The sequence below is a fragment of the Denitratimonas tolerans genome, from assembly GCF_037203605.1.
GTDB classification, from domain to species: Bacteria; Pseudomonadota; Gammaproteobacteria; order Xanthomonadales; family Xanthomonadaceae; genus Denitratimonas; species Denitratimonas tolerans.
Genome location: NZ_JBBDHC010000004.1, coordinates 1 through 22,265, shown reverse-complemented (window position 1 = coordinate 22,265; position 22,265 = coordinate 1). Strand labels below are relative to the sequence as shown.

At 66.0% G+C, this 22,265-nt stretch carries 17 protein-coding genes; 7 read left to right on the top strand and 10 right to left on the bottom strand.

Features of this window, described 5'->3' with window-relative positions; translation table 11 throughout:
* Positions 1 to 22 precede the first annotated feature (22 nt).
* A complete protein-coding gene (locus tag WB794_RS03740) occupies positions 23 to 1,624 on the top strand; it encodes a hypothetical protein (protein WP_337334508.1) in 1,602 nt (533 codons plus the stop codon).
* Between the two features lie 191 nt (positions 1,625 to 1,815).
* Here WB794_RS03740 and WB794_RS03735 read toward each other — a convergent pair whose 3' ends face one another.
* Complete coding sequence (locus WB794_RS03735) at positions 1,816 to 3,882, bottom strand: DUF7452 domain-containing protein (RefSeq protein WP_337334507.1); 2,067 nt, start codon at positions 3,880 to 3,882, stop codon at positions 1,816 to 1,818.
* Between the two features lie 203 nt (positions 3,883 to 4,085).
* Between WB794_RS03735 and tldD the strand changes: the two genes are divergently transcribed.
* Entirely contained in the window at positions 4,086 to 5,537 is a 1,452-nt protein-coding gene (tldD, locus tag WB794_RS03730; protein ID WP_337334506.1) for a metalloprotease TldD, read from the top strand.
* A 101-nt stretch (positions 5,538 to 5,638) separates the two neighbouring features.
* Here tldD and yjgA read toward each other — a convergent pair whose 3' ends face one another.
* Positions 5,639 to 6,235, bottom strand: a complete 597-nt coding sequence (yjgA, locus tag WB794_RS03725; protein WP_337334505.1) for a ribosome biogenesis factor YjgA — start codon at positions 6,233 to 6,235, stop codon at positions 5,639 to 5,641.
* A 116-nt stretch (positions 6,236 to 6,351) separates the two neighbouring features.
* Here yjgA and pmbA point away from each other — a divergent pair, with 116 nt between their 5' ends.
* The 3 genes from pmbA to WB794_RS03710 all read left to right on the top strand — a co-directional run bounded on the left by pmbA (position 6,352) and on the right by WB794_RS03710 (position 9,316).
* Complete coding sequence (gene pmbA / locus WB794_RS03720; RefSeq protein WP_337334504.1) at positions 6,352 to 7,707, top strand: metalloprotease PmbA; 1,356 nt, start codon at positions 6,352 to 6,354, stop codon at positions 7,705 to 7,707.
* 126 nt (positions 7,708 to 7,833) lie between these two features.
* Positions 7,834 to 8,220 (top strand): DUF4870 domain-containing protein, encoded by a 387-nt coding sequence (locus WB794_RS03715; protein WP_337334503.1) that lies wholly within the window; start codon positions 7,834 to 7,836, stop codon positions 8,218 to 8,220.
* Positions 8,221 to 8,374: 154 nt separating this feature from the next.
* Positions 8,375 to 9,316: a proline racemase family protein gene (locus WB794_RS03710; RefSeq protein ID WP_337334502.1), complete on the top strand. Its 942-nt coding sequence runs from the start codon at positions 8,375 to 8,377 to the stop codon at positions 9,314 to 9,316.
* Between the two features lie 64 nt (positions 9,317 to 9,380).
* On the opposite strand, the gene WB794_RS03705 is transcribed toward WB794_RS03710, so the two are convergent.
* Positions 9,381 to 11,624, bottom strand: a complete 2,244-nt coding sequence (locus WB794_RS03705; RefSeq protein WP_337334501.1) for a TonB-dependent hemoglobin/transferrin/lactoferrin family receptor — start codon at positions 11,622 to 11,624, stop codon at positions 9,381 to 9,383.
* A 208-nt stretch (positions 11,625 to 11,832) separates the two neighbouring features.
* Between WB794_RS03705 and WB794_RS03700 the strand changes: the two genes are divergently transcribed.
* Positions 11,833 to 13,911: a cytochrome D1 domain-containing protein gene (locus tag WB794_RS03700; protein ID WP_337334500.1), complete on the top strand. Its 2,079-nt coding sequence runs from the start codon at positions 11,833 to 11,835 to the stop codon at positions 13,909 to 13,911.
* A gap of 294 nt (positions 13,912 to 14,205) precedes the next feature.
* On the opposite strand, the gene phoU is transcribed toward WB794_RS03700, so the two are convergent.
* From phoU to WB794_RS03675, 5 genes are read right to left on the bottom strand one after another with little or no spacing between them, the layout of a single operon-like run.
* Positions 14,206 to 14,910 carry a phosphate signaling complex protein PhoU gene (phoU, locus tag WB794_RS03695; protein WP_337334499.1) on the bottom strand — a complete coding sequence of 235 codons (705 nt, stop codon included), beginning with the start codon at positions 14,908 to 14,910 and terminating at the stop codon, positions 14,206 to 14,208.
* A gap of 11 nt (positions 14,911 to 14,921) precedes the next feature.
* The gene (gene pstB / locus WB794_RS03690; protein ID WP_415926637.1) at positions 14,922 to 15,749 is read right to left on the bottom strand and encodes a phosphate ABC transporter ATP-binding protein PstB; all 828 of its coding nucleotides are present in this window, start codon (positions 15,747 to 15,749) and stop codon (positions 14,922 to 14,924) included.
* Positions 15,750 to 15,768: 19 nt separating this feature from the next.
* Positions 15,769 to 16,710, bottom strand: coding sequence for a phosphate ABC transporter permease PstA (gene pstA / locus WB794_RS03685; RefSeq protein ID WP_337334497.1), 942 nt, complete (start codon positions 16,708 to 16,710; stop codon positions 15,769 to 15,771).
* Positions 16,710 to 17,663 (bottom strand): phosphate ABC transporter permease subunit PstC, encoded by a 954-nt coding sequence (gene pstC / locus WB794_RS03680; RefSeq protein WP_337334496.1) that lies wholly within the window; start codon positions 17,661 to 17,663, stop codon positions 16,710 to 16,712. The genes pstA and pstC overlap by 1 nt, the downstream gene beginning before the upstream one ends.
* Positions 17,664 to 17,688: 25 nt before the next feature.
* Positions 17,689 to 18,732, bottom strand: a complete 1,044-nt coding sequence (locus tag WB794_RS03675; RefSeq protein ID WP_337334495.1) for a PstS family phosphate ABC transporter substrate-binding protein — start codon at positions 18,730 to 18,732, stop codon at positions 17,689 to 17,691.
* Positions 18,733 to 19,409: 677 nt separating this feature from the next.
* Here WB794_RS03675 and WB794_RS03670 point away from each other — a divergent pair.
* Positions 19,410 to 20,234: a CHAD domain-containing protein gene (locus WB794_RS03670; protein ID WP_337334494.1), complete on the top strand. Its 825-nt coding sequence runs from the start codon at positions 19,410 to 19,412 to the stop codon at positions 20,232 to 20,234.
* Positions 20,235 to 20,479: 245 nt separating this feature from the next.
* Here WB794_RS03670 and WB794_RS03665 read toward each other — a convergent pair whose 3' ends face one another.
* Positions 20,480 to 21,838, bottom strand: coding sequence for a hypothetical protein (locus WB794_RS03665; RefSeq protein ID WP_337334493.1), 1,359 nt, complete (start codon positions 21,836 to 21,838; stop codon positions 20,480 to 20,482).
* Positions 21,838 to 22,008 carry a hypothetical protein gene (locus WB794_RS03660; protein ID WP_337334492.1) on the bottom strand — a complete coding sequence of 57 codons (171 nt, stop codon included), beginning with the start codon at positions 22,006 to 22,008 and terminating at the stop codon, positions 21,838 to 21,840. The genes WB794_RS03665 and WB794_RS03660 overlap by 1 nt, the downstream gene beginning before the upstream one ends.
* Positions 22,009 to 22,265 lie beyond the last annotated feature (257 nt).

Genomic DNA, 22,265 nt, shown 5'->3' with positions numbered 1-22,265 from the left:
GTGCAGCATGTTGAGGCATGTCATGTTCCTGCGCGAAATCGTGTGTTGCTTGTATGGACGCCATTCATACCGTGTCCTCCATGCAAACCGAGAACTCAAGCAGGAGCTGACAAAAATGCAGATTCAAAGCATGTGCTGGGCTGGCGTTATCCTGATGCTGGCCATGATCGGCAGGGCGCAAGCCATCGATGTCAACGAGCCTTATGCGGTTGATGCGACCTTCGGCATCAACGGTGCGGTGCTTGATCCGCTGGTGAACCTTGCCCCTGCGGCTCCGCCGCGCGCGTCGGGACAACGCATGGCGCTCGATGAGGATGGCAGCACCATCGTCGCCGGCATGGCCACGGTGAATTTCTTCGGTGACCTCAACTATCTGGTGGTGACGCGCTACAGCGCGAGTGGCCAACGCCTGACGTGGTCGAATCCGACGGCCGGATACACCGATGAACTGCATCAATACCTGCTCGTGCAGCCGGCAACCCAGCCGGAAAACCTGCGGATCCGCGACGTCCGCGCCGTCTCGATCGGTTCCTATGGCCATATTTACGTGCTGATCGATGCGCTGGAACCGGGCAGCTCGACGCGGACAGACTCGCTGCTGGTGACGTTTGCTCCCGATGGTGCCTACAAGGGCATCGTCACCAACATGGCCACGCCCAACGCAGATGACATCGGTGCCGCCATCATCCTGCTCAACGACTGGATGTACCTGGCCAGCTCGTCCGGTACCCTGGTGACCTTGTCGCGCTTCACGCTGCCCGCACCTGATCGGACGCCGGTGCTGGATACCGCCTGGGCCACCTCAGGCAGGGAAATGCGCGTGCTGCCGGGCTGCAAGCACTATGTCGGCGGTCTCGGGGAATTGCCGATCAACTGCCTCGTGCGTGCCGAGCGCGGCGTGATCAGTTACAACGCGCCCACGCCGATCTACATCGCCGGCGAGTTCATCAACGAGCAAGGCCTGTCCGGCACGCAAGGTGATCTGTTCATCATGCATTTCGATCCGTACACCGGCAGCAGTGATCCGCACTATCCGGTCAAGGACGGTTACATAGGGACCGATGACAACGTGCGTGGACTGGTCTTTCGCAGCAAGTTGCGCAATCCGCAGGGCGATGAAAACCGGCTGTATGTCCTCAACACGTTTGCGCGCCCCTGCCGCAACGGCTTCAGCGTATTCCAGTTCAATGCCGACACAGGCTCGATTGGTACACGCACGTTTGTGAAAGGCGGTAGCAACAATGCCGACCCGGCGGCGTGTTCGTTGACGACTTCCATGGAGGCCACGGACATGACCCTGGCACAGGACTACGTGTCGGCGGATCGCTACCTGGCAATTGTCGGCAGCCAATACACCAGCGAACCGTTCACGGGTCGCAATGGCTTCCTTGCGCTGGCCGATACCGAGCACATGAATTGGACGGTGCAGTCACAGGAGTTCACCCACACTGGTGGCCAGTATCCCGACGATGCCGGCTTCCAGGCGATCGTCGGAGATTTCGCCACGCGTCGCTATACCGTAACCGGCACGCAGAGCAACTACGACGGTGATGTATCTAGCGCACTCAGCATGCGCATGCGCGCGGACCACCACATCTTCGGCGATGGTTTTGAAGTGCAGTGATGGCGGCATGACGGCCACGGGAGTAGTGGCCGCCATGGCGTAATGCATCGGCTTTGCCCTGCAACCGGTCTACCAGCCGTTAAACAGGCGGCATCTCCGACAGCTGCGACATCACCGCGACCATCGATGCCGCCTACCCGGGCCTCGGCAACGGCAGGCCGTGCCTGACCGCCGCCGCCCGCCTCAGCCCGTCATTCGAAACCGTCGGAGAAGATTTCACCGCCGCAGGTTTCCGCCTGCGCCGGGTTCACCAGCACGTTGAACTGGGTGCCCGAGGCCATGCCGTTGTAGTCGAAAATCCGCCAGTAGCCGAGATCCGCACGGTATTCCAGATCGAAGTTGCTGCCATCGGAGGGGATGAGCATACGGGTGACCACCGGCTGGGCGCAGGGATTGCCGTCGAGCAGCGGATGATCCAGGCGCAGGATGCTGCCGGAATGGTTGCCTTCGGTCGCGGTGACCCGGAACACGTTGGGACTGGGCAACTGCGCGTAGATGCTGAAACCCACGCCAATCGGCATGTTCTGGGCGGAATCCATGTTTCCCACCAGCCAGGTGCCGGGCCCGCCGAAAGCAAAGTACAGGACGCCGGTCTGGTGCGGGTTGCTCACCGCGCCGGTGTTGTAGTTCTGCATCGCCAGCACGATCAGGTCGGGATTGTCGGCCAGTGGCAGCTGGCTGTAGGCACCGGTGACGCTTCCGGCGGTCGTCACATGGCGCGACGCACCGCCGCCGGCTCCTGCGGCAAACACGTGATACCCGGCACCAAGCGGCATCGGGATGAGGGAACTCTTGTTGTACAGGCTCCATACGCCGCTGAACTCCCAGCTGCCGACCGGTTGACCGGCGGCGACGCCGGTGAAGCGGGGCGTGACGAACAGGTTGGCATTGGACTGGTTCTGGATCGCCGGATGGTTGAGGGCGGTGATGTAGGAGCCGGAGCCGGTATTGGCGCTGCTGGTGATGTGCGAAAAGCTGAAGTCGCCGTATTCGTAGGCACCGATGTCGACCTTGGCCGAACCGGCGGTGGCAGGAGTCTTCTTCTTGTAGCGGCCCAAGCCGTCGGCGTCGGCATTGGGCAGGGCGTTGAAGATCACGCCAAAACCCAGAGAGGTATTGTCGCCGGCGTCGATGGCCGGCGAGTCCGGGGCCGGACGCGCGTCGATGCGGCTGATCAGGCGCGCCGGCGCGGTGATGGTTCCGGTGCCCATGGTCATTCCGGCAACCCCACCGTTGACCAGATTGTGGGAGTTCGTCATTCCCGCCACCACGGCGGACTCCATGCTGAGGGCCTGCTGGCCGACCAGGAGGTTGTTGTGGAGCGATCCATTGATCGTGCCACTCGTGGCACCGGAGCTCCAGAGGCCCCCGGCGACAGCGTAGTAGTGGCGGGTAACGGTGTTGTTGAGCAGTTGCGCGTCGAGCTGGCCGTTGGTGACGCCCAGCCTGATGCCATGGCTCCACTGCCGGTCGACACCGATCACCACGTTGTTGTAGAGGCGCGTGCTGAAGCTGCTGGTCAGCCCCGGAGATTCTGGCGCGCCTTCGGCGACAAGGATGCCGGCGGTGGCGAAATCTCCGCGCACGGTGTTGCCATGCAGTTTCACCGTGCCGGTGGTTCCGGTTCCAGCGTAGTTGACAAAAATGCCTGCCCCGGTGCCATCCCCACGCGGCTCGCGGGTGATGCGGTTGTAGAATGCTTCCACATCCAGCGTTGCTCCGTTCGTGGCGTGCAGAGCGAGCAGACCGCTCCAGATCGGGGTCGGGCCGCCGCTGATCCGGTTGTCGTACAACGTTGCCGTGACGCTTCCCCCGGACGCCGTCACGGCGATACCGGCCTTGCCCGGAGTCGCGGTCATCTGCAGTTCGCGGGCTTCGAAGCTTGCCGTGCCCGTGCCCGAATAACTGACCGAGACATGGCTGCTATCGAAGTGGAGCTTGTGCAGGTGCAGCCCGACAGCGCCGTTGAACCCGCTGTTGTTGTATGCGGCCACAATGGTGTTCCGGAATACCGGGCGAAAGCCATCCGCGGCGCGCAGGGTCAGGCGCTTGTCGACCACGCCGGCACCGGTGGTGATGGGTGTGTTGGTTGCGATCAGGATCTGGTCGCCGTCGCTGGCGTGATCAACGCAGGCTTGCAGGACGCCGGCGCAAGGTGCGGGGCCGGGCCAGGTGAGGGTGGCGGCACCGGCCGGTGCCGCCAGCAGCGACAGGATCAGCAGGGCGACGGCGGGCGGCAGGATTCGCAGCAGGGACATGGCGGTTCTCCACGGGCAGGGGGTGTATTTCCTACAATCGGGAAAAGTCCGAAAAATTGGCCACCTGATCCGCAAATCCATTCGCCCCGGCGGCCGCTGCGGCATCGCGCGGCCTTGAGACGGCCCCGTTTCGAACCCATGTTCGGCATGATGCGTCCGGGCCGCACATCGTCCGGCACCACTTTTCACGAGGCTTTCCCCGAATGACGTCTTCCCTGGCCTTGGCGCAGTCGCGCCTGCTGGCACCCGCCGGCCTTGCCGCCTCCGACCTCGAACGTGCTTTCGGTCGCCTCATGGGGCCGGGCGTGGACGAGGCGGATATCTACTTCCAGAATTCGCGCCAGGAAAGCTGGGCGATGGAGGACGGCATCGTCAAGAGCGGCAGCCACGCGATCGAGCAGGGCGTGGGCGTGCGGGCGATTTCGGGAGAAAAGACCGGCTTTGCCTATTCCGACGAGCTGCGCCTGCCGGCGCTGCTGGAAGCAGCCGGCGTGGCGCGCGCGATCGCGCACAGCGGTCGCACCGTTCCCGGCGCGGGACTGTCGCTGCGCGAAGCGCGCGCGCTGTATCCGCCGATCGACCCGGTCGAAAGCCTGGACAGCGAGTCCAAGGTACGGGTGTTGCGCGAGCTGGATGCCTACCTGCGCGCCGCCGATCCGTGCGTGGTGCAAGTGATGGTGAGCCTGGCGGCGACGCTCGATACCGTACTGGTGGCGCGCTCGGATGGCGTGATGGCCGGCGACGTGCGGCCGCTGGTGCGGCTCAACGTCAGCGTGATCGTGGAGCACGCCGGCCGGCGTGAGCAGGGCTACGCCGGCGGCGGCGGGCGCTACGGCTACGACGAACTGCTGCGCGACCGCCGTGCCTTCGCCATCGCCGATGAAGCACTGCGCCAGGCGCGCGTGGCGCTGGAGGCCGTCCCTGCGCCCGCCGGCTCGATGCCGGTGGTGCTGGGGCCGGGCTGGCCGGGCGTGATGCTGCACGAGGCGGTCGGCCACGGGCTGGAAGGCGACTTCAACCGCAAGGGCACCTCCACCTATGCCGGGCGCATGGGGCAGAAGGTGGCCTCCGAGCTGTGCACCATCGTCGATGACGGCACCCTGCCGGGCCGACGCGGTTCGCTGAGCGTGGACGACGAAGGCACCATGACCCAGTGCACCACCCTGATCGAAAAGGGCCGGCTGGTCGGCTACATGCAGGATCGGCTCAACGCGCGCCTGATGGGCGTGGCATCCACCGGCAACGGCCGGCGCGAAGCATTCTCGCGCCTGCCGATGCCGCGCATGACCAATACCTACATGCTGGCCGGCAGGGACGATCCGGCCGACATCATCAGGAGCGTCAAACGCGGCCTCTACGCGGTCAACTTCGGCGGCGGGCAGGTGGACATCACCTCGGGCAAGTTCGTGTTTTCCGCCACCGAGGCCTATCTCATCGAGGATGGGAAAATCACCGCGCCGGTGAAGGGTGCAACCCTGATCGGCAACGGTCCGGAAGCGATGACCCGGGTCAGCATGGTCGGCCATGACCTGGCGCTGGACGAGGGCGTGGGCGTGTGCGGCAAGGAAGGCCAGAGCGTGCCCGTGGGCGTGGGCCAGCCGACGATGAAGATCGACCAGATGACGGTCGGCGGCACGCAGGCGGCCGGGGAATAGGGCGTGGTGAATCGGGAGTCGGGCCTGGATTGTGCCGCAGCGCGCCCGATGCGATCGGGTGGTACCGCCCGCGCATCGCTGCCGATTGCCCGTGAAGCCAGCTATGCCCCGATGTTTTCGTCGTCGATGTCGTCCTCGCCGTGCGCGCGATCGTCCGATGGCGCATCGGCGATTTCACCTTCCCCGGCCATCAGCGTCTTCAGCACCCGAAACAGCTCGCGGAACGCGCGCGGCGGGCGCTGCTTTTCGCGCTCCAGGCGTGCGTTGCGCACCAGCTGGCGCACCAGCTGGCGGTCGGCGGCGGGGTACTGGTCGAGGAGTTCGGCCAGCGCCTCGTCACCGTCTTCGAGCAGGCGCTCGCGCCAGGCTTCCAGCCGGTGCAGCTCGGCGGTTTCGCGCCGCGACTGGTCGCGGCCCTTGTCCAGCGCGCCGCGTATCGCATCGAGGATATCGTCCTCTTCGCGCCGCATCGCCTTGGCGAGGAACTGCAGCTGGCGCTTGCGCGCGATCTGCGCGGTGATGCGGCGGCTGTCGCGCACCAGTTCGCGCAGGTCGTCGGGCAGGGCAACGGCGGCGAGCTGGCCATCGGGAAGTTCGACCAGGCGCTCGGCCAGGGCCAGCACATCAAGCGCCTCGCGCCGCTTCTGGCTGCGGCTGGGGGAAAGGAATTCGCCGGTTTCGGGATCGCGTCCGCGCATGGGTCAGGAGCCGGGATTGGGGATCGGGAATTCGGGATTCGGTGGGAGCGGAGAGGCCAGCGGCCGATGCTCCAATCCCGAATCCCGATTCCCGCAAAACACAAAGGATAGTGCAGATGACGAACGAACTTGAGCGCGACGACGCCGGGCAGACGCAGGCGCGGCTGGCCGATCTCGCCCGCGAGGTGCTGGCGCGCTGCCGCGCGCGCGGCGCGAGCCAGGCCGAAGTGGACCTGAGCGACGAACGCGGCCTGTCGGCCGGCGTGCGCATGGGCGAGGTGGAAACGATCGAATACACCCGCGACCGCGGCCTTTCGCTGACGGTGTATTTCGGCACCCGCAAGGCCAGCGCCAGCACCGCCGACCTCGATCCGGGCTCGATCGAGGCCACCATCGAACAAGCCTGCGCCATCGCCCGCCATACCGAGGACGATCCCTGCGCCGGACTGGCCGACGCCGCGCGCATGGCCACGCGCTTCCCCGACTTCGACCTCTGGCACCCGACGCCCCTGGATGCCGACGCCGCCATCGCGCGCGCGATGGCCTGCGAGGCGGCCGGGCGCGCCGCCGATGCGCGCATCACCAATTCGGAAGGTGCCAGCGTCTCGCAGAGCCAGAGCATCGGCGTCTACGCCAACAGCCACGGCTTTCTGGGCGCGGAGTGCGGCACCAGCCACGGCCTGAGCCTTTCGCTGATCGCAGGTGAAGGCGAGGCGATGCAGCGCGACTACTGGTACGACGGGCACTGTCACCCCGACGCGCTGGCGTCGCCGGAAACCGTGGGCCAGCGCGCCGCCGCGCGGACCGTGGCGCGGCTGTCGCCGCGCGCGGCGCCGACGGGCAGCTTTCCGGTGCTCTACTCGGCCGAAGTGGCGCGCTCGCTGATCGGGCACCTGCTGGGCGCGGTGTCGGGAGGCGCGCTGTACCGGCGCGCCTCCTTCTTGCTCGATCACCTGGGCCAGCCGGTGCTGCCGCGCGGAGTCCATCTGATCGAGCGCCCGCACCTCCTGCGCGGACATCGGTCGGCGGCCTTCGATGCCGAGGGCGTGGCGACCGTCGAATCGGCGCTGGTCGACGACGGCGTGCTGGTGCGCTACCTCCTGGGAAGCTATTCGGCGCGCAAGCTCGGCATGGAGAGCACCGCCAACGCCGGCGGGGTCCACAACCTCGAGATCAGCACGGGCCGCGACGACCTGCCGGCGCTGCTGCGCGGCATGGGGCGCGGGCTGCTGGTCACCGAGCTCATGGGGCAGGGCGTCAACGCCATCACCGGCGACTACTCGCGCGGCGCGGCGGGATTCTGGGTGGAAGGCGGCGAGATCGCCTACGCCGTGGACGAGGCCACCATCGCGGGGAACCTGAAGGAAATGCTGCTGGGAATCGAGGCGATAGGCTGCGATGTCGATCCGCGCTCGCACATCGCCACCGGATCGATCCTCATCGGCCGGATGACCGTCGCCGGCGGCGAGTGATCCGCGCGTCACAATGGCCGCATTCGTGCATTCTGGTGTAACGTGGCGGATGCGCCACGTTCGTGGTTTCCAGTCGACCCCGCATGGGGCGAGGCGACCGGGAAGCCACCCATCAGGAGTCCCAGCATGAGTGACATCATTGATCCGCCCCCCGTGCCCAGCGAAGCCGAAGCGCCCTCTGCCGAGGCGCGCCAGTGGGCCCTGTTTGCGCACCTGTCGGCGCTGGCAGGGATCCTCATTCCCTTCGGCAACATCCTGGGGCCGCTGATCATCTGGCAGATCAAGAAGGCGGAGATGCCCTTCGTCGATGACCAGGGCAAGGAGGCGCTCAACTTCCAGATCACCGTGGCCATCGCGATGATCGTGAGCATGATCCTCATGCTGGTACTGATCGGCGTGGTGCTGATGTTCCTCGTGGGCATCGCCGCGCTGGCCTTCACCATCATCGCCGCGATCAAGGCCAACGAGGGCCAGTACTACCGCTATCCCTTCACGCTGCGGCTGGTGAAGTAGGACACGGCCTTTCCCTTCGCGGAAGCGCAACGGCGCGGCTGGAAACGGCCGCGCTTTTTTTTTGCCGCTTCGCGCGGACTGGACGTTTTCCGCCGCGCCCGCGACGATTCCGCCCTGGAAGCCGGCACGCCGCCGCGCGCATGATGGATGCTTCATGACGACCTTCGACTTCATCGATTCCCACACCGGCGGCGAGCCGACGCGCCTGGTGTACGGCGGCTTTCCCTCGCTGGGTGAGGGCAGTCTCGCCGAGCGGCGCGCGCGCCTGGCCGGCGAGTTTGACCACCTGCGGCGCGCCATCGTCTGCGAGCCGCGCGGCTCCGAGGTGCTGGTCGGCGCGCTGCTGGTGCCACCACGCGATCCTGCGGCCGTGACGGGCGTCATTTTCTTCAACAACGTCGGCGTGCTGGGCATGTGCGGGCACGGTGCCATCGGTGTGGTGCGCAGCCTGCAGCACCTGGGCCGCATCGGGCCGGGCGAGCACCGTCTCGAAACACCGGTCGGCACCGTCAGCACGACCCTGCACGAGGATGGGCACGTTTCGATCCGCAACGTGCCGGCGTACCGCCACGCCCGCGGCGTCGAACTGACAGTGCCCGGCTACGGCACGGTGCGCGGCGACGTGGCCTGGGGCGGCAACTGGTTCTTCATCACCAAAGACACGCCGATCGCGCTGGAGCTTGGCCACTGGCGCGCGCTGACCGCCTTCACCGCGGCGCTGAAGAACGCGCTGGCCGCGCACGGCATCACCGGTGCGGACGGTGCCGAGATCGATCACGTCGAGATCAACGCCGCTTCGCCCGATGGGCGCGCCGATGCGCGCAATTTCGTGCTGTGCCCGGGCCTTGCGTTCGATCGTTCGCCCTGCGGCACCGGCACCAGCGCCAAGCTGGCCTGCCTTGCCGCCGATGGCGAACTTGCGCCGGGCACCGTCTGGCGGCAGGAGAGCATCCTGGGCAGCGTGTTCGAGGCCAGCTACGCACCCGCAGCGGACAACCGCATCCTTCCCGTCATTACCGGCAGCGCCTACGTCACCGCGCGCGGGCAGCTGCTGTTCGATCCCGCCGATCCCCTGCGGGACGGCTTCAGTCCGTGATGCGCCGCGCCCGGGTATCGCGGCAGGCTCACTGGCCGTCGGGGTTGATCGGCTGGATGGAGGACTACCACTCCATCGACAGGCTCACGCTGAAGTTGCGTCCCGGGCTGGTGTAGAAGCCGATGCTCTCGTCGTTGGCGGCGAGGTTGCGCACGTCGGCCTCCAGGCCGCGCACCGTGGCCCATTCCCAGTAGCGCCGATTGCCGAGGTTGAACAGGCCGGCGTTCACGCGCGCGCCGCGCCATGGTTCGAACCAGGCGTAGAGGTCGAAGCGGGCGTAGCCGGGCGAGGCGAAGAGTTCGACCGTGCCGTGGTCGATGTCGGTTTTTCGGCGCACGGCCACCATGGCCAGCTCGCTGCCCCAGCGGTTCGAGTCGGCGTCGAAGCGCAGGCCCAGGGTGGCGCGGGCCGGGTCGATGGTGTTGAGAGGCACATCGCGGCGCGTGTCGTCGCCCTGCGACCAGGCCATCGCGCCGCGCAGCTGCCAGCCGCGCAGGCCCGGGAAGCGGCGGTCGAGGTGCCAGAGCAGGTCCGATTCCACCCCGCGGATCCGCGCCCGGTCGCGGTTGATCGACTGGAACACCAGCGCGCCGGTGGTTGGATCGATGCCGAGATTGGCGCGCGATTCGATCAGGTCGCGGAAGCGGTTTTCGTACAGCGACACGCTCGCGCGCAGGGTTTCGCCCACATGCCGCCAGCCCAGTTCCAGGCCGTGGCTGCTTTCCGGACGCAGCTCGGGATTGGCGCGCACCTCGTAGTTGAAGACCGGCAGGAACAGGCCGATGTTGACATCGCCGAAGGGCGCGGCGCGAAAGCCGCGCGCGTACTGCGCGAACAGGCTGTGGCCGCCGCCCAGCGACCAGCGCAGCGCCAGGCGCGGCGTGGTTTCGCGCTCATTCACGTCGACCGGACTGGCGTCGGGAAAGTCCTCGGTGAAGATCGCGTCGGGCTTGGGCCGCAGGCGGTACCACTCGGCGCGCAGGCCGGGAATGAGCGCCAAATGCTCGCCCAGGCGCATTTCATCCTGCCAGAACAGCGCCAGGCTGGTGGCGTCGCTGTTGGGGAAGTCGCGCACCGGCAGCGGCTCGCCGAGCACGGTGGAGGTGGTTTCGCCGGTGACGAGATTGGTTTCCACGCCGTCGCGCAGCCCCTCGTAACGGTGCCGGGAGACGTCGATGCCGAACACCTGCCAGTGGCCGATGCGCCCGCCGTCATGGCGCGCCTGACCCACAAGCGACAGCCCGCGCGCCTGGGCGTCGTAGTCGAACCGCCGCCAGCGCAGCGACTCATAGGGCGTGGCGCGGTCGGCCAGGCGGTGCTGGTCGCTTTCCTGACGCACCGTGGTGTCCTGCGCGTAGATCTGGGCGTCGAGCGTTTCCAGCCAGGCCAGACCGGGGTGCCACTGGCCGGAAAGACCGATCCGGCCGCGCCGGTCGCGGTCGTCGCCGTCGAGCCGGTAGGTGGTGCTGTAGCGTCCGGCCCCGAAGCGCAACGAGTTCACCGCGGTCTCGCGTCGCTGCCGGCTGGCGTCGAAGGAGAGCGTGTACTGGCCGGCGGTACCGGCATCGTGCACCAGCTTGGCGAGCGCACCTTCGCGCCGGTAGTCGACGGGATTGGGCGCATCCGCCGCGCGCCAGGCGCGATTGTCGGCTTCATGGCCATCGCGCCGGCTGATCGCGGCCATCGCCTGCCAGCGCCCCGACGCCGATTCCCCGGCCCAGTGCCCGGCCACCAGGTGGCTGTCGTCGATGCCATCCCAGGCGCTGCGCGCGCCGAAGGCGTGCGCAGCGCTGGCGAACGCGAGCAGATCGCCGGGATCGCGGGTGCGGAAGGCCACCACGCCAGCCAGCGCGTCGCTGCCGTAGAGCGTGGATGCCGGTCCGCGCAGGACTTCCACCCGCTCCAGCATTTCCATGTCGACCATGTCGCGCCCGGCCGAGGCGAACTGGCCGATGCTGTAGGCATCCGCCAGCGGGATGCCGTCCACCAGGATGCGCACCCGGTTGCCTTCCAGCCCGCGGATGGCAAAACCGTTGCCGCCGAAGCGGTGGCCTTCGCGCGGAACGCTCACACCGGGCACGTAGCGGACCAGGCCATCGAGGTCGTGCACCAGGTACTGGTCGAGCTCGGCGCGCTCCACCTGCGCCACGCTGGCAACGACCTGGCTCAGCGGCTCGGCCGCACGGCTGGCGACCACCACGATGCTGTCGAGCGCCGTGGCTTCCTCGGCATTGGCATCGGCATCGGGCGGTGGGGCGGATTGGGCGAGGACGGGGCAGGAGAACGCTGCCAGAATGGCAAGGGACAACAGGCGGAGAGTCATGGGAAGGGCACAATCTTCATGCGAATTGTTCTCATTGTAGCCGAGCTTTGCCCGAACCTTTTGACTGGCGTCAATTGTCCGGGCGCGAGGGGTTTTGATCCTGGTCAAAGCGAAAAAAACGCCAATCGGGGATAATCACGCATGGAACCGCTATTGAACCAACGCCAAATCACCCAACCGGAGTATCCACCCCATGAAACGAACCACCCAACTGCTGCTGGCGGCGCTGTCGCTCGGTGCGGGCCTTGGCTTCGCATCGGTCGCAGTCGCCAGCGAGGACAGCGGCGAGGCGATCTACCTGCAGAACTGTTCCGCCTGCCATCAGCCGGACGGCAAGGGGCTGGCCGGCGCGTTCCCGCCGCTGGCCGAGTCCGACTGGCTCAGTGGCAAGACGCCCAAGGAAGTCGCTGCGACCGTTCTGCGGGGTCTGCAGGGCGAGGTCGTGGTCAACGGCGTGACCTACAACAGCGTGATGCCGGCGCAGAGCCACCTGACCGACGCCGAGATCGCGAAAACGATCACTTACGTGCTTTCGTCCTGGGGCAACAAGGGCGGCAAGCTCAAGACGTCCGAGGTCAAGGCGCTGCGCGCCTCGCTCGAGGTGTCCACCGACCCGGCGCAGGGCGAGCTGCATCCTGGCACCAGCAAGGCGAAGGCCGCCTATGAGGGCGCGCCGGTTGCCATGTCGGGCAAGGACATCAAGCAGGTGCGCACGCCCGGTGCCCCGGACATGACCGAAGACGAGTTCGCCGCAGCCAGCGAGATCTTCTTCCAGCGCTGTGCCGGCTGCCACGGCGTGCTGCGCAAGGGCGCCACGGGCAAGCCGCTGACGCCTGACCTGACCCAGCCGCGCGGCACCGACTACCTCAAGGCGCTGATCACCTATGGTTCGCCCGGCGGCATGCCGAACTTCGGCACCGGCGGCGAACTGACCGCCGATCAGGTCGACCTGATGGCGCGCTTCCTCCAGCACACCCCGCCCAATCCGCCGGAGTGGGGCATGGCTGAAATGAAGAACACCTGGAAGGTCAAGGTTCCGGTGCAGGATCGCCCGACCCGCCAGATGAACAGGTACAACCTGGACAACATCTTCTCGGTCACCCTGCGCGACGCGGGCCAGGTGGCGCTGATCGACGGCGATACCAAGGAAATCATCAACATCGTAGAAACCGGCTATGCGGTGCACATCTCGCGTGTCTCGCACTCGGGCCGCTACATCTATGTCATCGGTCGCGACGCCAAGATCGACCTGATCGACCTGTGGATGGAGAAGCCCGACGTCGTGGCGGAAATCAAGATCGGCATGGAAGCGCGTTCGGTCGAGACCTCCAAGTTCAAGGGCTACGAGGACAAGCTCGCCATTGCCGGTGCCTATTGGCCGCCGCAGTACGTGATCATGGACGGCCCGAGCCTGGAGCCGCTCAAGATCGTCTCCACCCGCGGCACCACGGTCGACACGCAGGAATACCACCCCGAGCCGCGCGTGGCCGCCATCGTCGCCAGCCACGAGCACCCCGAGTTCATCGTCAACGTGAAGGAAACCGGCCGCATCCTGCTGGTCGACTACAGCAACCTCGATGCGCTCAAGGTCACCACGCTGGATGCCGCGCGCTTCCTGCATGACGGCGGCTGGGACGTCACCAAGCGCTATTTCCTCACCGCGGCCAACAACTCCGACAAGATCGCCATCGTCGACTCCAGGGAGCAGAAGATGGTCGGCCTCGTCGATGTGGACAAGATCCCGCATCCGGGTCGCGGCGCGAACTTCACCCATCCCAAGTACGGGCCGGTGTGGGCCACCTCGGCGCTGGGCAACGAGAAGATCACCCTGATCGGAACCGATCCGGAGAACCACCCGCAGTACGCCTGGAAGGCGGTGGAAGTCCTCAAGGGGCAGGGCGGCGGTTCGCTGTTCGTCAAGACCCATCCGAAGTCGCGCAACCTCTGGGTCGACACCACCCTGAACCCGACCGCCGCGGCCAGCCAGTCGATTGCCGTGTTCGACATCAAAAACCTCGACAAGGGCTACAAGGTGCTCCCGATCGCCGAGTGGGCGAACCTGGGCGAAGGTCCCAAGCGCGTGGTGCAGCCCGAATACAACAAGGACGGCACGGAAGTGTGGTTCTCGGTGTGGAACGGCAAGGACCAGAAGAGCGCGATCGTGGTGGTGGACGACAAGACCCGCAAGCTGAAGAAGGTCCTGAACGATCCGCGTCTGGTCACGCCGACCGGCAAGTTCAACACCTACAACACGGTCAATGACGTTTACTGATCCCGGTCAGTCTCCGGATCGGCCGAGTTGATGAAATCCCCGGCGGGAGCCACTCCCGCCGGGGATTTTTTTTACGCCGCGATGGGGCAGGGTGGGGAAGCCGCGCCGCGGCCTGATCGGATGCCGGATCGGATTTCGAATCGACGGGTTGGCGCAGGGCCACCGGCTGCGCAACGGCGTCCAGGGAAGGCCCGAACAAGTCGCTTCCGTCGTTCCAGCGCAGGCCGGAGCCCATTCTGAAGCAGCAACATGGGCCCCGGCCTTCGCTGGGATGACGTCTTGTCCAGAGGTTCCCTAGACTTCGCGCAGCGCGCTGCTGTCGTCCTTCTTCGGGCGCGGCTGCGTCGGCTGCTGCCCGCGCACCAGGTACTCGACGTTCTCCGCGATGTTGGTGGCGTGGTCGCCCACCCGCTCGATGTTCTTGATCACGAAGAGCAGGTGCGCCAGGTCGAACATCGGTGCCGCATCTTCAACCATCGCACCCACGATGTCGCGGAACAGCATCGTGTGCAGCACGTCGATCCTGGCATCGTGTTCCCAGACCCAGCGCGCGCGTTCGGCGTCGCGGGCAAGGTAGGCCTCCATGGCGCCGTGAAGCTGGAGCTGGGCCAGCTCGCCCATGCGCTGCACGGGATCGGAAAACACCTTGGGCAACAGGTCGGGGGCCACGGCCAGCGCGCGTTTGGCGATGTTGCCGGCCAGATCGCCCACGCGCTCCAGGTTGGAGGCGATGCGGATGGCTGCCATCACGTGGCGCAGGTCCACCGCCAGCGGCTGCCGCCGCGCCGTCAGTCCGATGGCATCGCCTTCGGTTCGGGCCGCCAGCTCATCGAGCTGCGGATCCCGGGCGCGCACCGCTTCGGCCAGCGTCGTATCGGCGTGGCACAGCGCCTGGATCGAATCGGCGAACTGTTTTTCGGCCAGCGCGCCCAGTTCGCTGATCTGTTCGGTGATGGCATTGAGCTCGGCGTCGAACGCCTGCACGATATGTTCGCTCACGGGAGGACTCCTCATCCAAAGCGGCCGGTGATGTATTCGTGGGTTTTTTCGTTTTTCGGGTTGGTGAAGAACTCCAGCGTGGAACCGTACTCGACCATGTGGCCCAGATGCATGAAGGCGGTGAAGTTCGAGATGCGGGCGGCCTGCTGCATGTTGTGGGTCACGATCACGATGGTGTAGTCGCGGCGCAGCTCGTCGACCAGCTCTTCGATCCGGGCGGTCGCGATCGGGTCCAGCGCGGACGTCGGCTCGTCGAACAGGATCATTTCCGGGTTCGGGGCCAGCGCGCGGGCAATGCACAGGCGCTGCTGCTGGCCGCCGGACAGTCCGTAGGCCGACTGGTTGAGGCGGTCCTTGACCTCGTCCCACAGCGCGGCCTGACGCAGCGCCAGCTCCACCCGCTCTGCCACCACCTTGCGGTTGCTGATGCCGCGGATCAGGAGGCCCGAAGCCACGTTGTCGAAGATCGACTTGGGAAACGGATTGGGCTTCTGGAACACCATGCCGATGCGCAGCCGGATCTGCATGGGATCGACCTCGTCGCCGACGATGTTGAGGTTTTCCGGATACAGCTGGATCCGCCCCTCATACCGGTTGCCCGGATACAGGTCGTGCATGCGGTTGAAGCAGCGCAACAGCGTGCTCTTGCCGCAGCCCGACGGGCCGATCAGCGCGGTGACCTGCCGATCCGCGATCGCCAGATTCACATCCTTGAGCGCCTGGAACGTGCCGTAGTGGAAATTCAGTCCTTCGACCACGGCTCGATGGCTCACCTCGACACTCGAGGCCGGCTGCGACACGGCGAGGGCAGGGGGCGGAGGGGAGAAGGCACGATTCATGGAATCTCCAGGCATGGGGTCAGCGCAGGTTGCGGCGCAGGCGATAGCGCAGCCAGATGGCAAAACCGTTCATCAGCAGCGTCATCGTGAGCAGGATAAGGCCCGTGGCTGCGGCGTTGACGTGGAAGCCGGCTTGCGGGCGGGAGATCCAGTTGAACATCTGGATCGGCAGCACCGTGAACGGCGAGTTGAGCCAGTCGAAGTTGACGAACGGGAACGAGTCCTGCACCGGCGACGGCGGCAGGAACGCGATGAAGGTGAGCGCGCCGATGGTGATGATCGGGGCGGTTTCGCCGATCGCGCGGGACAGTCCGACGATGGCACCGGTCAGGATGCCGGGACGCGCCGCCGGCAGCAGATAGCCGCTGACGGTTTGCCATTGGTCGGCACCCAATCCGAACGCCGCTTCGCGGATTTCCTGCGGAATGGCGCGCAGCGATTCGCGCGTGGCCACGATCAGGATCGGCAGGATCAGCAGCGCCAGGGTGATGCCGGCGACCAGGATGGTCTGGCCCATCGCCAGGGTCTGCACGAACAGGCCCAGGGCCAGCAGGCCGAAGATGATCGAGGGAACGCCGGCCAGATTGGTGACGTTGATCTCGATGAAGTCGGTGAGCCGGTTTTTCGGCGCGTATTCTTCCAGATAGATTCCGGCGGCGACGCCTAGGGGCACCGCCAGGGCGGCGGTGACGATCATGACCAGCGTGGTGCCGACCCAGGCCGACAGGATTCCCGCATCGCCCGGGCGGCGCGACGGATAGCTGGTCAGGAAGTCGCGGTCGATGCGACCGGCACCATCGGCGATGAAGTCGCCGACCAGCGCGCCCAGCACCGCCAGGGACAAGATGAGCACCGTCACGCCCAGCACGGCGAACACGCCGTCGGTCCACTTTGCGCGACGCAGGAGGCTGGCTTCGCCGTAACCTTCGATCGGGCGTGTCGACAGGGGAGTGGTGGGCATCAGTAGGCTTCCCGGTAGCGGCGGCGCAGCCAGAACGCCAGCAGGTTGAACGCGAAGGTCAGCAGGAACAGCGTCAGGCCGGCGGCGAAGATCGTCAGATAGGCGATCGAGTCATGCGGCAGGTCGCCCATGCTCAACTGCACGATGTAGGAGGTGATGGTGGCTGCGCCTTCCAGCGGATTGGTGGCCAGTTTGGCCTGCTGGCCGGCCGCCACCGCCACCACCATCGTCTCGCCCACGGCGCGCGACATGCCGAGCAGGAAAGCGGCCGTGATTCCCGAAAACGCGCCGGGAACGACGACCCTGAGGCCCGTCTGGAGTCGGGTGAAGCCCAGCGCGAAGGCCCCCTCGCGCAAACTGTCGGGCACGGCGCGCATGGCGTCTTCGCTGACCGAAACGATGTACGGCAGGATCATGATGCCGATGACGATGCCCGGCACCAGCAGGTTGAACGTGGCCAGGCCCGGAATGAACTTCTGGAAGATCGGCGTCAGGAACAGCAGGGCGAAGTAGCCGAATGCCACCGTCGGCACGCCCGCAATCAGCTCCAGGAACGGCTTGACCGTCTCGCGCACGCGCGGACGGGCAAACTCGCTCAGGTAGATCGCCAGGATCGTGCCCGCCGGCACCGCGACGACCAGGGCGATCAGCGTCGTCATCAGGGTGCCCGACAGCAGCGTGATGATGCCGAAGTGCTTGTCTTCGAACACCGGCGTCCACTGCGTGTCGGTCAGGAAATCCCACAGCGGCACCTGTCGGAAGAAGGTCACGCTTTCGCTGACCAGCACGTAGATGATGCCGGCGGTCACCAGCACCGACAGCGTCGCGGCCAGGAACAGGACCAGCCGCATGCTCTGATCCATCAGGCGGCGTCTGCGCAGGAAGGCTGTCGTCGGCACCAGTCGGGCGGCGTTCGGGGGGCCTGACGGCGGCAGGGCGAATTGGGTGTTCATGCGTGCGTCCGGGAAGGAGCAGCGATCAATAGACCAGCGTTTCGTTCAGCAGATCCTCGATCGAAATGCCGATCCTGGAGCCGGAAAAGCCGGTGCCGATCTCGCGCTTGGCGAAGCGCTCGCGAAACGCGGCCTGGGCGTTCTCCGGCAGCGGCACATAGCCCACCTCGTCGACCAGCTCGGTCGCGTTGCGTGAATCCAGGTAGAACTCGATGAAGCTTGCGACCTGCGGCTTGGTGTCTGCGGCGCTCCTGTTGACGTAGATGAAAATCGGTCGCGACAGCGGCTGGTAGGTGCCATCACGCGCGCTCTCCACGCTCGGCCCGACGGCCGGTGCCTCGGCCGTGGCCTTGATAGGCACGGCCTTGAGCATGTTCTGGTTTTCCTCGAAGTAGGCAAGGCCGAAGAAGCCCAGCGCATTCACATCGCCCGATACGCCCTGGACCAGCACGTTGTCATCTTCCGACGCGGTGAAATCGCCGCGGCTGGAGTGTTCCTTGCCGACGATCGCCGCGGTGAAGTAATCGTAAGTGCCCGAGTCCACGCCCGCGCCATAGAGCACCAGCGGCGCGTCCGGGAAGCTGCCGCGGATCTGGTTCCAGCGCGTGATCTTGCCCTGCGCCTCCGGCTCCCACATCGACCGGAGCTCGTCCACCGTCAGCTCGGTCGCCCAGGTGTTCTGGGGATTCACCACCACCGTCAGCGCGTCCAATGCCACCGGCAGCTCGATGTATTCGACGCCCGCCGCCTTGCAGGTCTCCTTTTCCTCGGCCCTGATCGGGCGCGAGGCGTTGGCGATGTCGATTTCGCCGCGGCAGAACTTCTTGAAGCCGCCGCCGGTGCCGGACATGCCCACCGTGACCCGACTGCCGGGGTTGGCCTTCTGGAACTCCTCGGCCATGGCTTCCGTGACCGGGAACACAGTGGACGAACCGTCGGCGGTGATGAGGCTCCGGCTGGCCGATCCGGCGCTGCGCGGAGCGTTTTCAGCCGACGGCGCGGATTCATTGCCGCAGGCTGCCAGAGTGAGCACGGCCACCGCGAGCACGCTGCAGGTTTTCAGGTTCATGGAAGTCTCCGGAAGTGGGGAAAGAGGCTTGAGGATCGCGCTGGCCGACGCGGTGCGCCCAAGCCGGTCGTGATGAAGCGCGCCGGCGCGGCAGGTGGTGCCGCAGCCGCGACGTCCACCGCCGATGGGATGGAGCGGCCGTGCACGCCTAAAAGATGGAGCGGGACGCTGTGGCGTCGGGCCATGTTTTCGCCCGCCGCGCCGAAAGGGCCACGCTCCGCAATGGCTCCGCCCCCGGATCCGCCGGGACCGGGGCCAGCGGACCACGGTTCTCCGGAAACCCGGGAATTTCGTCGTTGGTCAGGGCACAATCGGCCACGGCGCGAGCTCTTGCAGGTGATGAGGGGGCCGAATTTCCGCCTGGGCGTCGGCAGATCGACACTTTGCGCCACCTGTGTGACAGGAATATGACAATCGCCCTGCGGGGAGGCAGGCGGCTGAGAGCAGGTGGACCGAGGGGGCAGGCGACGATGCGCGACATCGGTCCGACACCGTTGCTTTCAATGACTGGAAGTGGCTGGATGCCCGCCTGCGCGGGCATGACGGAATTGTCCAGAGGTTCTCAAGCGCCTTGGTCGGACGGTCCGCGTGGTATGGGCACTCGCGGAGAGCGGCACCGATGAAGACAGCCGATGCGCGGGTGACGGGCACGCTTGTACCTGCGCATACTGGGCGCGATGAGCCGCACCGACGCCCCCGCCGATCCCGTTTCACCGACGCCCGGCGCAGCGCTGTGCGCTTTTGCCGTGGCCCAACTTGATCGCTGCCTCGCCCAGCTGGCGCGTAGCGGTCGCGCCCATCATGCCGGCATCCACCAGGCGCGCAAATCGCTGCGCCGTACGCGCGCAGCGCTGGCCCTGACCGATGGCCGACTGGGCGTGCGTGCCGAGCGCCTGGATCGCCGCCTCAAGCAAGAGTGCCGTTCGCTGTCCGAACTGCGCGACGCGCAAGCCGTGCTGGACACCCTGGCGCGCGCTCGCGCGACCATGCCGACAGCCGCACGCCGCATGCTGCGCACCGAACTGGACGCCGTCCGCAGTGCGCTGCAGGCGCGCCGTGACGCGCTGCTGGCCGAGAGCCTGGCGCGCGATCCGGAATTCGAAAGCCTGCGCGATCGCGTGATCGGCTGCCGAATCCAGCTGGAATCCCTGCCTTGGGGGCGGGTCGGCGAGGCGGACATCAAGAGCGCGCTCAAGCGCAGCGCGCGCCGAGTCCGGCGTGCCGCAGACTCGGCGCGGCGCAGCGGGGAAAGCGAGGAACTGCACCGCTGGCGCCGCCGTCTGCGCCGCGTCGGGCAACAGCTCAATGCCCTGGCCAGCGCCGGACTGGGGCAGGGCGATGCGATGTCGCCCAAACCGACGCAGCTGGATCAGCTCGCCTGGCGGCAGGACCTCCGCGTGCTCCTGGTTGCCGTATCCACACTGGAATCGATCGATCCGGCGCAGCGCCATGCGGTCGAGGCAGCCGTACGCGCGGTCGCGAACCTGTCCGCCGCGAGCTGAACCCGGCATCGATCCCATGCGCATCCTGATCGTGTGTCTGCCGCGGAGAATGTAGTCATCGCTAAGTCCTTGACTCATAAGACATGCCTGTCGCCATAAGGTTCCCGTATCCGCGCTTGGGAGCGGGGACAACTCAATGCCACGGCGATCAAGTACAAATATCTCCCCGCCATGGCCGCCAATCCGAGGAAAACGTGCGGCCATGGCGCACTGGTGCGGACAATCAGACGCCATGACCGCATCGTTTACTGATCGTGCTGCCGCGTCCACACAATTCTGGCGGACGCGCACTCGTCTCCGAAGTTCAGGGCCACCCAGGGGAAGCGGCGAACGGGCCGAGTACACCGGCTCCGATACAAGTCGGGGTCAACCTGCCCTAGGACCTGACGACATCCATCCGCATAGCTCCTGCTGAGGAGGCGTCGGAGCGCCTGGGAGATCAGGGTAGGCCCAAGAGGATGCTGTTTTACGATGCGCCGAAAGTCTCGCCGCGCGTGTGCATCACCAATCGATAGCGGTTTCTTGCAGATGCCGTCAGCGAGCGCACCCATGACCTGCAAGGATGCGCCTTCGATGACCCCCGTATGCAAATATGTGGCTTGCGCCACCACCGATGGGCGCAAGCGAAGCAGGCCGTAGCGCGTTCGATCGGGGTCGGTGCGTCCTCCCCCGGGTGGGGAAGGAACGCCAAGCGCCCCCAATTCGACATCGGACAGTAAGCCCTCGGACGGCATCTGAGCCGCGCGTTGCAGTATGGCGCGCAGTGCAGGTTGCCACGTGGCCGGCAGCTTGGCCACCGTGGGCCGAGACTGCTCCAAGCCGCTATCAGGGAGGATTAAGGACTGATGCTCGTCGCTAGTGTTCATGACGCGAATCCGGTCCAATGTGCACCCGCCGCCTGCGTTGCTGGATAGAGGGGCAGGGTGTGCGGTGAGCATCCGCAGTGCCTCCAAGGCGTGCTCGTCCCAGATGCCAGGCCCGATCAGCCACGAGCAACAGCGCTGCGCCTTGAACGTACGACGAAACATCTCCAACGCGTGATGCCGCGCGCTTGTGGCTGATTGATCGCCTGTGATGCAGCGCAAAGTGTCTTGCAGATGATCATGTCCGCAGGAGCATTGCAGCATTTCCAGGCCGAAGTCGAAGCCATCGAGAAGTGGCTTGCCACACCGGTGGCAGCCCTCCAACAAGCGCACCCGATGCCAAGGACACACGTCCACGCCTGGCACCTGGAAGAGCATGGTGTGGTACCCGTATTGCGCGCATGCCGGACAAATGCGCAAGCGTGCGGTCATCAGATCTGATTCAGGCTCGGATCCGAACGGCCACCAGGTGCTCAGCTGCCAGTCGGTCACGAACGATTCGTCAAACCCTTGCACGGACGCCAGGGTGGTTTGCCGGTCGGATGCGCACAGTAGTCTCAGCAAGTTGAGTTTGCGACGGATCGTCAAGCCAAGGCTTCTACGGATATCGCCGCTCTCCAGAAAGTTGAGTCGTGCAGCCCTGATCACGACCCCAAGTGCCGAGCATCCTTCGTACCCGCTCCAGTCCTGACCGACCAAACGAGGGCGCAAGGTGGCCAACACATCCATCGATTCGTCCATCACGCCCCCTGCACAGTCGGACGATAGGTCTCGCGCGACAGTTCCAGTTCCACATACCCTGAAGCCAAGATCGCCTCCATGAGCTCGGCATCGGAGAACTCAGTGAAATCGGCATTGCGCGGGGCGATCGTGGTCAGTAGATACGCGATCACACCCTCGAAGGACTTCATGGGCCACGTCCATACCTGTGAGAGGCGATTCTCGGTACGAAGGTTTGCGGCGATCTCCCAGAGCCTTGCGGCGTGTAGGGCCAGGCGCCAGCCCGACTTGAACGACTTTGGTGCGAAATGCTCACTGAAACTGACGCCGGATCCTGCGGGGTGTTCAGTGAAGACGTCATAACGACCCATTGAACCGCCCCGGGAATCCCGGAGACTCGTTGGTGTGAGTCACGCCGCCATGGCGAGCTCACGGGTCTGCTGATAGT